11 protein-coding genes and 1 other annotated feature are annotated in these 12,635 nt (G+C 38.3%); of the genes, 2 read left to right on the top strand and 9 right to left on the bottom strand.

Going from position 1 to position 12,635, the window contains the following annotated elements; genetic code table 11:
* Nucleotides 1–1,146, bottom strand: a complete 1,146-nt coding sequence (locus MHH45_RS21815; RefSeq protein ID WP_088094350.1) for a cysteine desulfurase family protein — start codon at nt 1,144–1,146, stop codon at nt 1–3.
* A gap of 35 nt (nt 1,147–1,181) precedes the next feature.
* The gene (gene cymR, locus MHH45_RS21810; RefSeq protein ID WP_000704116.1) at nt 1,182–1,598 is read right to left on the bottom strand and encodes a cysteine metabolism transcriptional regulator CymR; all 417 of its coding nucleotides are present in this window, start codon (nt 1,596–1,598) and stop codon (nt 1,182–1,184) included.
* Between the two features lie 300 nt (nt 1,599–1,898).
* Between cymR and MHH45_RS21805 the strand changes: the two genes are divergently transcribed.
* Together MHH45_RS21805 and MHH45_RS21800 are read left to right on the top strand one after the other, a co-directional pair.
* Nucleotides 1,899–3,173, top strand: coding sequence for a replication-associated recombination protein A (locus MHH45_RS21805; protein ID WP_088094351.1), 1,275 nt, complete (start codon nt 1,899–1,901; stop codon nt 3,171–3,173).
* 49 nt (nt 3,174–3,222) lie between these two features.
* Nucleotides 3,223–3,873, top strand: coding sequence for an RsfA family transcriptional regulator (locus MHH45_RS21800; protein WP_088094352.1), 651 nt, complete (start codon nt 3,223–3,225; stop codon nt 3,871–3,873).
* Nucleotides 3,874–4,271: 398 nt separating this feature from the next.
* On the opposite strand, the gene MHH45_RS21795 is transcribed toward MHH45_RS21800, so the two are convergent.
* The 7 genes from MHH45_RS21795 to MHH45_RS21765 form a co-directional block, all read right to left on the bottom strand.
* Nucleotides 4,272–5,039, bottom strand: a complete 768-nt coding sequence (locus MHH45_RS21795) for a tRNA threonylcarbamoyladenosine dehydratase (RefSeq protein ID WP_088094353.1) — start codon at nt 5,037–5,039, stop codon at nt 4,272–4,274.
* Between the two features lie 411 nt (nt 5,040–5,450).
* Nucleotides 5,451–7,226, bottom strand: coding sequence for an aspartate--tRNA ligase (aspS, locus tag MHH45_RS21790; protein ID WP_088094355.1), 1,776 nt, complete (start codon nt 7,224–7,226; stop codon nt 5,451–5,453).
* A 12-nt stretch (nt 7,227–7,238) separates the two neighbouring features.
* Nucleotides 7,239–8,510 carry a histidine--tRNA ligase gene (gene hisS / locus MHH45_RS21785; RefSeq protein WP_088094356.1) on the bottom strand — a complete coding sequence of 424 codons (1,272 nt, stop codon included), beginning with the start codon at nt 8,508–8,510 and terminating at the stop codon, nt 7,239–7,241.
* A gap of 69 nt (nt 8,511–8,579) precedes the next feature.
* Nucleotides 8,580–8,811, bottom strand: a binding site (T-box leader).
* 54 nt (nt 8,812–8,865) lie between these two features.
* Nucleotides 8,866–9,042 (bottom strand): hypothetical protein, encoded by a 177-nt coding sequence (locus tag MHH45_RS21780; RefSeq protein ID WP_003200475.1) that lies wholly within the window; start codon nt 9,040–9,042, stop codon nt 8,866–8,868.
* A 191-nt stretch (nt 9,043–9,233) separates the two neighbouring features.
* A complete protein-coding gene (gene dtd / locus MHH45_RS21775) occupies nt 9,234–9,674 on the bottom strand; it encodes a D-aminoacyl-tRNA deacylase (protein WP_088094357.1) in 441 nt (146 codons plus the stop codon).
* Nucleotides 9,675–9,691: 17 nt separating this feature from the next.
* A complete protein-coding gene (gene relA / locus MHH45_RS21770; protein WP_016116445.1) occupies nt 9,692–11,878 on the bottom strand; it encodes a GTP diphosphokinase in 2,187 nt (728 codons plus the stop codon).
* A 213-nt stretch (nt 11,879–12,091) separates the two neighbouring features.
* Entirely contained in the window at nt 12,092–12,604 is a 513-nt protein-coding gene (locus tag MHH45_RS21765) for an adenine phosphoribosyltransferase (protein WP_016116446.1), read from the bottom strand.
* Nucleotides 12,605–12,635 lie beyond the last annotated feature (31 nt).

The following is a 12,635-nucleotide window of genomic DNA, read 5'->3' as shown; positions in this document are numbered from 1 at the left end:
CTATTTTTGTGTTAACCGCTTCACGATTTTCACTGTTTCGTACGCTGCTTTTTCCACTTGTTCTTTCGTATTACCAAGACCAAAGCTAAAACGTACGGATGAACGTATTTGATCGGAATCTTTTCCAAACATCGCCACTAACACATGCGATGGATCAATAGAACCAGCTGTACATGCAGAACCACTTGATACTGCAATACCTGCTAAGTCTAAGTTTACAAGAAACGGCTCAATATCCATTCCTGTGAAACTTACATTAAACACATGTGGTAAGCGATAGTCTAAGTTTCCGTTTACCTCGAAAGTAATGTCTTCTTTTTGAAAGACAGATACCATTATATCTTTAAATCCTTCATATTGGGCAATTTTTTGCTCACGCGTTGATTCTGCCAACTTAACAGCTTGCTCTAGCCCAACGATGCTAGGTACATTCTCAGTACCTGCACGACGTTTTCGCTCTTGCTCCCCGCCCGTTAATAACGGTTCAAACTTCACTTGCGCGCTAGCATATAAAAAACCTACACCTTTTGGACCATTAATTTTATGAGCTGAGATTGATAATAAATCAATGCCTAACTCTTTCACATCAATTGCTGTTAAACCGTAGGCTTGTACAGCATCCGTGTGAAAATAAGCGTGATGTTCTTTTAACAGTTCTCCAATTTCTGCAATCGGTTGAACCGTTCCAACTTCATTATTTCCAAACATAACAGATACGAGAATCGTTTCATCTGTTAACGCCTCTTTTACATCAGAAACTTGAACACGACCTGTTTCATCAACCGGTAAATACGTCACCTCAAAGCCTTCTCGCTCTAACGCTTCACATGTATGCAAAATAGCGTGATGTTCAATCTGCGTCGTAATAATATGATTTCCTTTATTGCGGTTTGCACGTGCCACACCTAAAAGTGCTAAATTATCAGCCTCCGTACCACCGCCTGTAAAAATAATTTCATTTGGATTTGCATGAATGCTACGTGCACAAACGCGTCTTGCTTCATCTACCGCATGGCGCGTTTGGCGTCCATAGAAATGAATACTAGACGGATTACCAAATATTTCTGTCATATATGGAATCATCTTTTCGACTACTTCTGGGTGAGCCGGAGATGTCGCAGCATGATCTAAGTAAATGCGTTCCATCAGATCTCCTTCTTTCCAAATCGTTTCACAAGGAATTAAATGTAAAACATATAACCCCCATGATTCTCTTCCTCATAACGTACTAAATCTTCTAGAGTTGTACTATCTAATACTTCTTGTACTGCATCACGAACACGCATCCACAACTGGCGCTGCGCTGGTTCTTCCTCTTCTATCATTTCAACAACGCTAATTGGGCCTTCTAAAACACGAATTACATCGCCAGCCGTAATATTAGCTGGTTGGTCAGATAATACATAACCACCATATGCACCACGCGTACTTTTTACAAGACGAGCGTTACGAAGTGGAGAGATTAATTGTTCTAAGTAATGTTCAGATAGGTCATGCGCTTGCGCAATTGATTTTAAAGAAATTGGACCCTCACCAAACTTCTTCGCAAGATCAATCATAATTGTTAAGCCGTAACGGCCTTTCGTTGAAATTTTCATCTATTTCGCACCTCTTTTCAAAATTTCACTTCTATTAATTAAATCTTTATTCGTAAGAAGAACACAATTTTAAAATCAAAATCCTATGAAATTATAGCATAATATAGTATTATAAGAAATTTCAACTTATGTATCAAAATAATAACATAAAATCACATTGAAAAACTCGGCAATTATTACAATAAAGGGAAGAATGAAAAAATTAAGCGGAATTACTTATAAATACAGTAGCATATTTCAATTTTCCATAAAAAAGATGATACCATAGAATGAGATTACATATTAAGGGAGACGGTCATAATGAAACAACCACTCGCACACCGAATGCGTCCGACAAATATTAAAGAAATAATTGGTCAAGAGCATTTAGTTGGTGAAGGGAAAATTTTATGGCGAATGGTTCAGGCAAACCATTTCCAATCGATGATTTTATACGGGCCACCCGGAACTGGAAAAACATCGATTGCTAGTGCAATTGCCGGCAGTACAGGGACGCCCTTTCGCCTATTAAATGCTGTTACTCATAATAAAAAAGACATGGAAGTTGTCGTGCAAGAAGCAAAGATGCACCGCCACCTTGTTTTAATTTTAGATGAAGTTCACCGCTTAGATAAAGCAAAACAAGACTTCTTATTACCTCACTTAGAAAGCGGGCTTCTGACCTTAATTGGCGCAACAACAAGTAATCCATTCCATGCGATTAACTCTGCCATTCGTAGCCGATGTCAAATCTTTGAACTGCACGCACTAACAGAAAATGATATTTTAATCGGCTTAAAACGAGCGCTTGAAGATAAAGAAAAAGGTTTAGGTGAATATCATGTAACTATTACAGATGAAGCAATGCGTCACTTTGCAAATGCCTCTGGCGGAGATATGCGCTCGGCTTATAACGCACTTGAACTTGCTGTTTTATCTAGCTTTACAACAGACGATCAATCAACCGAAATCACATTAGAAATTGCTGAAGAATGTTTGCAGAAAAAGAGTTTTGTTCACGACAAAGGCGGAGATGCTCATTATGATGTCCTATCTGCCTTTCAAAAATCAGTTCGCGGAAGCGATGTGAATGCTGCACTTCATTATTTAGCGCGCCTTATTGAAGCTGGTGACTTACAAAGTATCGGGAGACGTCTTCTTATTATGGCATATGAAGACATTGGACTGGCTAGCCCGCAAGCAGGTCCCCGTACACTTGCTGCGATTGAGTCGGCAGAACGTGTTGGTTTTCCAGAAGCTCGCATTCCGCTTGCCAATGCAGTTATCGAACTTTGTCTTTCTCCAAAATCAAATTCAGCATACAAGGCACTTGATGCAGCACTTCACGACTTGCGAAACGGACAAACTGGCGATATCCCAAGTCATTTAAAAGATAGTCACTATAAAGGTGCTGAATCATTAGGTAGAGGTATTGGATACTTATATCCACATGATTATCCAAATGGATGGGTACAGCAGCAATACTTACCAGATAAAATAAAAAACAAGCAATATTATAAGCCGAAAACAACGGGAAAATTCGAACAAGCACTTTCAGGCGTATATGAAAGATTGCAAAATCCGCATAAAAGCTAACCAAAAGGGTAATCTAAGCGAAAACGACATGATAATGGAGGTTTCGCTTATGAAAACGCGCCAAGATGCATGGACAAGAGAAGACGATCTCCTTTTAGCAGAAACCGTTTTACGACATATTCGCAGTGGAAGTACTCAGCTGAAAGCGTTCGATGAAGTTGGAGACAAATTAAACCGTACTTCAGCTGCTTGTGGTTTTCGCTGGAATGCTGAAGTCAGACAAAATTATGAGGATGCTGTACAGCTCGCTAAGAAGCAAAGAAAAGAGTTAAAGCGTTCGGAAGCAAATGTAGAAAAAGAGCAACTATTAAAGCTAAAACCAAAACAAAAAGTCGTAATTGATGCTGAATTTTCCGAAGCAATCGTTTCTAATAAACATTCTCTTACAATGCAAGATGTAATCTCATTCTTGCAAAACCTAGGGCATAATAATCTTCACTTAGAAAAGATACAAATTGAAAATGAAGACTTGCATACAAAGCTTGCCTCCTTACAAAAAACAAACGATGAACTAGAAGTCAAACTAGCATCTTTAACGAAAAAACAACAAGCAATCGAAGAAGATTATGCGATGCTTGTTAGAATTATGGACCGTGCCCGGAAGCTTGTGTTAGTAGATGAACAGCAAGATCAAATTGCACCTATTTTTAAAACGGATCAAAACGGGAATTTAGATATTATTTATACGGCTGAGAATTGAAATAGAGACGAGAGTAAAAACCTGCTCTCGTCTCCATTTTTATTTTTTGACTACTTAGACAAGCCTAGTAGATATTGATACTGCCAAGTTCTTTCATCCTCATAGCCATCCTTTTCTATAATTCTACCAAAACATGCCGCTTTTGCACTTTAAAAAACGAATGATGCTAGCTCAAATAAAAATAAATTTAATTTTTACAAAAAGAATTGTACATTTCAATATATCACCTTTTGTTCTTCATAGCGGCGACTTATGTTAGAAAATCAAAATGGATATATACAATCAATATGATAGTTATTTTATGATATTTAGTTGCACTTGAGTTAATTGTATTACCTATTGAGAGATTTTACTAAAAAAGTGTATACCTCATTAGAGGTATACACTTTTTCTATCCCTTATTCTTGTCCTACACGCTTTACTTCTACATTCTTTATACGTTCACGCACCACATGACTCGCCATAATTAAACCGGCAACAGATGGTACGAATGCGTTTGAGGAAGGTGGTAATTTCGCTTTACGAATTTTTGCGTTTTCGTCTGGAACGATTTCTTTACGAACCTCTTCACGAATCACGATTGGGTTTTCATCAGAGAATACAACTTTTACACCTTTTTTAATCCCTTCTTTACGAAGCTTCGTACGAATTACTTTCGCAATTGGATCTGTATGTGTTTTTGAAATATCCGCAATACGGAAACGAGTTGGGTCCATTTTATTTGCTGCACCCATACTTGAGATGATTTTAATTTTGCATCGCAAGCATTGTTTAATTAAATGAATTTTGAACGTAATTGTATCAGATGCATCCACTACGAAATCTAAACCATGTTTAAAGAACTCTTCGTATGTTTCATCTGTATAGAACATTTCTAATCCAATTACTTCACAGTCTGGATTAATATCAGCAATACGCTCTTTCATTAATTCTACTTTTGAACGACCTACAGTAGAAAGTAATGCATGGATTTGGCGGTTAACGTTTGTAATATCAACAACGTCTTTATCAACTAATACAAGACGTCCTACACCAGAACGTGCTAACGCTTCTGCTGCAAAGGAACCTACGCCGCCAATTCCTAAAATTCCAACTGTACTATTTTTTAATATTTCAAGACCTTCTTTTCCGAAGGCTAATTCATTACGCGAAAATTGATGTAACATTCAGCTCTACACTCCTATTACAAAAATGGTCTACCATGATGTATTCTAGCGTTTTTCCGACTATTTGTATAGAAAAAGTTATAGAATTCCTAAAAATACATATTCAAAAAAAATTACAGGAAATTGAATTGTTCCAGTCCTAAACAAATCTAGGGAATATAAAAAATGTGCCAGCTATCTGAACCGGACTTTTTTAACTTCCTCTTCCCATCCACGTTTTAAAAAGGAGGATCCAGAGAGCCGAGCAATTCGAGGCGCTGACGCCAGGAGGAGCGGAGTGTAGGATTACTTACACGAGCACCGGACTGGCGACGCAACGAAGAAATGCGACCGCTATCTGAACCGGACTTTTTTAACTTCCTGTCTAAAAAAAGCCTAGATAGGTTTAGTATAACCATCTAGGCTCCGCTCTTACTTCTCTTCTTTTACGTTTAATTGTAAGTATAGCTCTTCAAGCTGCGCTTCTGCAACTGGGCTTGGCGCATCCGTTAATAAGCAGCTTGCACTTGCTGTTTTCGGGAATGCGATTGTATCGCGAAGGTTTGTACGACCTGCAAGTAACATAACAAGACGGTCTAAACCTAATGCGATTCCGCCATGTGGTGGTGTACCATATTCGAACGCTTCTAATAAGAATCCGAATTGTTCTTGCGCTTCTTCTTGAGAGAATCCAAGAGCTTTGAACATTTTTTCTTGTACATCACGCTCATAAATACGAAGTGACCCACCACCAAGCTCATAACCGTTTAATACAAGGTCATATGCTTGTGCACGCGCTTTTTCTGGTGCTGTTTCTAATAACTCAACATCTTCACGGAATGGCATTGTGAATGGATGATGCGCTGCGAAGTAGCGATCAGCATCTTCATCATACTCAAGAAGCGGCCAATCTGTTACCCATAGGAAGTTAAATTTGCTTTCGTCAATTAACTCAAGTTCTTTACCTAAGCGTAAACGAAGTGCACCTAAGCTATCTGCAACAACGCTCTTCTTATCAGCAACGAATAATAATAAGTCACCAGCAGCCCCATCTAATGTGCTCATTAGTACGTTCGCATCTTCTTCACCGAAGAATTTCGCAATTGGTCCTTTTAAGCCATCCTCTTCAACTTTTAACCAAGCTAAACCTTTTGCTCCATATACTTTTACGAATTCAGTTAATGCATCAATGTCTTTACGAGAATATTTACCTGCTGCACCTTTTGCATTAATTGCTTTTACTTGCCCCCCGCTTTCTACAGCACTTGTGAACACTTTGAAGCCGCAATCTGCTGCAAACTCAGATAAATCAGTAAGTTCCATTGCAAAGCGTGTATCTGGTTTATCAGAACCGTAGCGAGCCATTGCATCAGCGTATGTCATACGAGGGAATGGTGTGTTAATTTCTATACCTTTCGCATCTTTCATAACTTTCGTCATCATGCGTTCCATCATTTCTAGAATTTCATCTTGTGTTAAGAATGATGCCTCGATGTCAATTTGTGTGAATTCTGGTTGACGATCCGCACGTAAATCTTCATCACGGAAACAACGTGCTACTTGGTAATAACGTTCAAATCCGCCGACCATAAGAAGCTGTTTAAATAGCTGCGGAGATTGAGGTAATGCATAAAATTCACCTTCATGCACACGGCTTGGTACTAAATAGTCACGCGCTCCTTCTGGCGTACTCTTTGTTAAGATTGGTGTTTCAACTTCTAAAAACTCTTCTGAATCTAAGAAGTTACGAATTGTTTTTGTCACGTCGTGACGCATTTTGAATGTGTTGTACATAACAGGGCGACGTAAATCTAAATAACGATATTTTAAACGAACATCTTCTGATGCATCTGTATCATCTGCGATAATAATTGGCGTCGTTTTCGCTGCATTTAATACATTTACTTTCGTTGCTTGTACTTCAATGCGTCCAGTTGCCATATTTTCATTAATCGCACCTTGACCACGTTCAACAACTGTTCCTTCTACGTGTAATACGTATTCGCTACGAATTGTTTCTGCTACTTCTAGTGCTTCTTTTGACGTTTCTGGATTAAATACAACTTGTACGATACCTGTACGGTCACGTAAGTCGATGAAAATGAGTCCGCCTAAGTCACGGCGTTTTTGTACCCAACCTTTTAATTGAACGGTTTGTCCAACTGCTTCTACTGTTACTTTTCCACATGCATGTGTTCTTTCAGCCATTGTTCGTTCCCCCTATATTAATTTTTCTGCTACATATGAAGCAAATACATCTAAAGCTACTTCTTCTTGTCCACCTGTTGCCATATCTTTTAAGTTGATGATGCCTTTATCTAGCTCATCTTCTCCTAATACAGCTACATATTTCGCATTTAGACGATCTGCTGATTTAAATTGCGCTTTCATTTTACGATCTAAATAATCTTTTTCAACTGATAATCCAGCTTTACGAAGATCAAATGCAATTTTTGCAGCATGATCTTTCGCTTTATCTCCAAGTGCTACAACGTAGCAATCAATGTTATGTTCAATTGGTAATTCAATATTTTCAGCTTTCAGCGCCATAATTAAACGTTCAATACTCATCGCAAAACCGATACCAGGCATTTCTGGACCACCGATTTCTTGTACAAGACCGTTATAGCGACCACCGCCACTTAATGTCGTGATTGCACCGAAACCGTCTGCTTCACTCATAATCTCAAACACAGTGTGCTGATAGTAATCTAAACCACGTACTAGATTTGGATCTTTTTCAAATGGAACACCCATCATTGTTAATAACTCTTGCACTTTTTCATAGTACGTTGTTGATTCTTCGTTTAAGTATTCTGTAATAGACGGTGCTGTGCTCATTAATTCATGATCACGGTCCTTTTTACAGTCTAAAATACGAAGTGGATTTTTCTCTAAACGAGATTGGCAATCTGAACAGAATTCGCCGATGCGAGGCTCAAAGTGAGCGATTAACGCCTCACGGTGCGCTTGACGGCTCGCTGCATCACCTAAGCTATTTAGGACAACTTTAATGTTTTTTAATCCCATGCCGCTGTAGAATTCTACAGCAAGTGCAATCACTTCTGCATCAATTGCTGGATCATTACTACCGATTGCCTCGATACCAAATTGTACGAATTGACGATAGCGACCCGCTTGTGGTCTTTCATAACGGAACATTTGACCGATGTAATATAATTTCGTTGGCTGTGTTGCATCACCATACATTTTATTTTCAACATAAGAACGTACAACAGGTGCAGTTCCTTCTGGACGTAATGTTAAGCTACGTTCGCCACGATCTTGGAATGAGTACATTTCTTTTTGTACGATATCTGTTGTATCACCAACACCGCGTAAAAATAATTCTGTATGCTCAAAAATTGGTGTACGAATCTCTTTATAGTTGTAACGACGGCAAATTTCACGTGCTTGCCCTTCGATATACTGCCATAACTCAACTGTTCCTGGAAGAATATCTTGCGTTCCGCGTGGGATTTGAATAGACATATTCAGTTCCTCCTCAAATTGTTTTAATCTTATTAAAAATAAAAAAACTCCCGCCTCTACTGATTATCCAGTAGGGACGAGAGTATTATACCCGTGGTGCCACCCTAATTGAAGCACGTATGCTTCCACTTTTTTAATAACGCTTAAACTTGCGTTCAACCCCTACTAAGCATTTGTGCCGTTCAAGTTGAAACCTACAGAGTGTCATTCGATTAGTCATCATGTAGAAATGTTTTCAGCCTAGGACATTTCCTCTCTTTTCATGTGTATCTCATCTACTCTTCTCTATCATCGGTTCTCTTCATATGTAAATATAAAATTACTATACGTTTGTTCAGGGCGATTGTCAAGTGCACTAGGAGCGTTCAATCTGCTTCTTTAACCGTTTTACATCTTGCAATGAAATACCAAATTCAGATGCAAGCTCCATAGAGGTATTATTCTGTTCTCTTGCAATAAACTCATGAAAATTCACGTTAAATAATTGGTTTGCACCGTTTGTAACAGAGTGCCCTTTTTCGTTCATACGCATACATGTATCCCTCACAATCAATATGGATGTTTTTACTTTTATTGTTCCATATTGACTGTCCGGTTATACTCATAAATGACTAACGCTTATTTCATCAACAGGCTTTTATTATAAATTAGAAAAACATAACACGAACTATAAAGCTTATACATAAAAAAGAGAGGATTACAAAACCCTCTCTTTCAGCATCATTATTTACTTTCTAAAATTAAGGTCACCGGACCATCATTAATTAAAGAAACGTCCATCATTGCTCCGAACCTGCCCGTTTCTACGTGCAGTCCTTGTTTGCGAAGCTCTTCATTGAAGAAATCATACAAACGCTCTGCGTAGTCTGGTTTCGCAGCATCCATAAAATTTGGGCGTCTTCCTTTACGGCAATCTCCGTACAATGTAAATTGTGAAATGGATAGAACTTGTCCCTCCATATCAAGGACAGAATGGTTCATCTTCCCATTCTTATCCTCAAAAATACGTAAATTCGCAACTTTTTCGGCAATATATGTTGCATCTTTTTCTGTATCTTCATGTGTAATGCCAACTAGCAATGTTAAACCGAACGGAATTTGCCCTACAATCTCATCATCTACTGTAACAGACGCTTCTTTTGATCGTTGCAAGACAACTCTCATATTTTATACACTCCCTATTAATGCATCATGCGGCGTACTGCATAAATTTCTGGAACTCTTTTAATACGCTCTACTACCTTTTTCAAATGATGTAAATTACGAATAGAAATGGACATATTGATCGTTGCCATTTTATTGCGGTCGCTTCTACCTGAAACAGCTGAAATATATGTTTTCGTCTCTGTTACAGCTTGCAGAACTTCATTTAGTAAGCCGCGGCGATCATAACCAGAAATTTCAATATCAACGTTATACTCAATCTCTTTTTCTGGACTACCTTCCCACTCTACTTCTAGTAAACGCTCCTTAGCTTCTTCTGTATGCACATTGACGCAATCACGACGGTGAATAGAGACACCTCGTCCTTTCGTAATGTATCCGACAATATCGTCACCTGGAACTGGGTTACAGCATTTCGATAAGCGAATTAATAAATTGTCAGCTCCACTTACTTTTACACCTGAATCCCATTTTCTGATTTTCATCGGTTTACGAACTTCTTTTACTTCCACAATATCTTGTTCTTCGTCACGCTGTTTGCGGAACTTGTCCGTTAGACGCGTTGCAATTTGTGCAGCCGTAATGCCGTTATACCCAACTGCCGCAAACATATCTTCTTCATTTGCAAAGTTGTATTTCTCAGCCACTCGCTTTAAATTGTCAGGTGCTAATATTTCTTTCATTTCATACTCTAAGCTACGCACTTCTTTTTCAACAAGCTCGCGACCTTTTTCGATGTTCTCATCTCGGCGCTGCTTTTTGAAGAATTGGCGGATTTTATTTTTCGCATGAGATGTTTGCGCAAGTTTTACCCAGTCCTGACTTGGTCCATATGAATGTTTAGATGTTAAAATTTCAATGATATCACCTGTTTTTAATTTATAATCAAGTGTTACCATTTTTCCGTTTACTTTTGCACCAATTGTTTTATTCCCTATTTCTGAATGGACACGGTAAGCAAAATCAATTGGAACAGAACCTAGTGGTAATTCCATGACGTCTCCTTTTGGTGTAAAGACGAATACCATATCAGAAAATAAATCAATTTTTAATGACTCCATAAACTCTTCTGCATTAGAAGCTTCATTTTGCCATTCTAATATTTGACGGAACCACGTTAATTTCTTCTCTAATGTGCCTGTTGTTTCTGCTGCTTTTCCTTCTTTATAAGCCCAGTGCGCTGCAATCCCGAATTCTGCGATTTCGTGCATTTCTTTCGTACGAATCTGCACTTCAAGTGGGTCACCTTTTGGTCCGATTACAGTCGTATGCAGCGATTGATATAGATTTGCTTTTGGCATTGCAATATAATCTTTAAAACGACCTGGCATCGGTTTCCAGCACGTATGAATAATCCCTAACACTGCATAGCAATCTTTAATACTATTTACAACAACGCGCACAGCTAGCAAATCATAAATTTCATTAAATTGTTTATTTTGAAGTGCCATTTTACGATAAATACTATAAATATGCTTTGGACGACCTGAAATATCAGGTTGAATCGCTACTTCTTTCAGTTTGTCACGAATACCCGTCATGACTTCATCTAAATATTCTTCACGCTCTGCACGTTTCCGCTTCATTAAGTTAACAATGCGATAGTATTGCTGCGGATTCAAATAGCGAAGCGATGTATCCTCTAGCTCCCATTTAATTGTATTAATTCCGAGTCTATGGGCTAAAGGTGCAAAAATTTCTAACGTTTCATTTGCGATGCGACGCTGCTTTTCTTGAGGCAAATGCTTAAGCGTACGCATGTTATGAAGACGGTCAGCTAATTTGATTAAAATAACACGAATATCTTGGGCCATCGCAATAAACATTTTGCGATGGTTCTCTGCTTGCTGTTGTTCATGAGATTTGTATTTAATTTTCCCAAGCTTTGTAACACCATCAACAAGCATGGCAATTTCTTTATTAAATTCCCGTTCAATATCTTCTAGTGTAACCTCGGTATCTTCTACTACATCATGCAAAAAACCTGCCGACACTGTAGATGGATCCATGTGTAAATCGACTAAAATACCTGCAACTTGAATCGGGTGAATAATATATGGTTCGCCCGACTTTCTATACTGTTCGCTATGTGCATTACGTGCATATTCATAGGCACGTGCCACCAGCTCAATATCATCGTCCGCTAAATATTGACTTGCCTTCTCGAGTACCTGTTCAGCTGTTAGTACTTGCTCATTTGCCATCGAATCACCTTTTATTGAAAATTGACTTTTCACTTACTCATTAGAATAAATTTTATTCTATCATTATAACCTAATGATTGTGAATTGTGAAAAGGAAAAGATTTTACTGATATTTCACCATACTTTTTTGTACAATTATACAAAAGTACCCGCTCCTCTCCAAGAGATTCACGGGTACTTTTTTCTATCGCCGTAGTTTTATCTATATAATAATTAGTATTTTTCTAACACTAATACATCATAACCGTCTAACATTTTACGGCCATCTAAGTAAGTAAGTTCTACTAAGAATGCAATCCCTGCTACAATTCCGCCAAGCTCTTCAACTAGCTTAATTGTCGCTTCGATTGTTCCACCTGTAGCTAATAGGTCATCTGTAATTAATACGCGTTGACCTGGTTTAATTGCATCTTTATGGATTGTTAAAACATCTTTTCCATACTCTTTACCGTAGTCAACTGTAATTACTTCACGAGGTAATTTCCCTAATTTACGAACTGGTGCAAACCCTACTTCTAGCGCGTAAGAAACTGGGCAACCGATAATAAAGCCACGTGCTTCTGGCCCTACTACAAGGTCGATGTCTCTTTTTTCCGCATAAGCAACGATTTCATCTGTTGCTGCTTTGTATGCTTTCCCATCGTTCATTAAAGGTGTGATGTCTTTAAATACGATTCCTTCTTTTGGATAATCCGGTACAATTGCGATATGTTGCTTGAAATCCATATTTCTGAATCCTCCTCAGATATAAAAGGTC

The sequence above is a fragment of the Bacillus sp. FSL K6-0042 genome, from assembly GCF_038006685.1.
Classification (GTDB): domain Bacteria; phylum Bacillota; class Bacilli; order Bacillales; family Bacillaceae_G; genus Bacillus_A; species Bacillus_A pseudomycoides.
This window is presented reverse-complemented; position numbering and strand designations above follow the sequence as displayed.

What these genes read in the sequence shown, in the direction of transcription:
- MHH45_RS21815 (WP_088094350.1), bottom strand. Translation starts at nt 1,146, where the DNA reads ATGGAACGCATTTACTTAGATCATGCTGCGACATCTCCGGCTCACCCA.
- cymR (WP_000704116.1), bottom strand. Translation starts at nt 1,598, where the DNA reads ATGAAAATTTCAACGAAAGGCCGTTACGGCTTAACAATTATGATTGAT.
- MHH45_RS21805 (WP_088094351.1), top strand. Translation starts at nt 1,899, where the DNA reads ATGAAACAACCACTCGCACACCGAATGCGTCCGACAAATATTAAAGAA.
- MHH45_RS21800 (WP_088094352.1), top strand. Translation starts at nt 3,223, where the DNA reads ATGAAAACGCGCCAAGATGCATGGACAAGAGAAGACGATCTCCTTTTA.
- MHH45_RS21795 (WP_088094353.1), bottom strand. Translation starts at nt 5,039, where the DNA reads ATGTTACATCAATTTTCGCGTAATGAATTAGCCTTCGGAAAAGAAGGT.
- aspS (WP_088094355.1), bottom strand. Translation starts at nt 7,226, where the DNA reads ATGGCTGAAAGAACACATGCATGTGGAAAAGTAACAGTAGAAGCAGTT.
- hisS (WP_088094356.1), bottom strand. Translation starts at nt 8,510, where the DNA reads ATGTCTATTCAAATCCCACGCGGAACGCAAGATATTCTTCCAGGAACA.
- MHH45_RS21780 (WP_003200475.1), bottom strand. Translation starts at nt 9,042, where the DNA reads ATGCGTATGAACGAAAAAGGGCACTCTGTTACAAACGGTGCAAACCAA.
- dtd (WP_088094357.1), bottom strand. Translation starts at nt 9,674, where the DNA reads ATGAGAGTTGTCTTGCAACGATCAAAAGAAGCGTCTGTTACAGTAGAT.
- relA (WP_016116445.1), bottom strand. Translation starts at nt 11,878, where the DNA reads ATGGCAAATGAGCAAGTACTAACAGCTGAACAGGTACTCGAGAAGGCA.
- MHH45_RS21765 (WP_016116446.1), bottom strand. Translation starts at nt 12,604, where the DNA reads ATGGATTTCAAGCAACATATCGCAATTGTACCGGATTATCCAAAAGAA.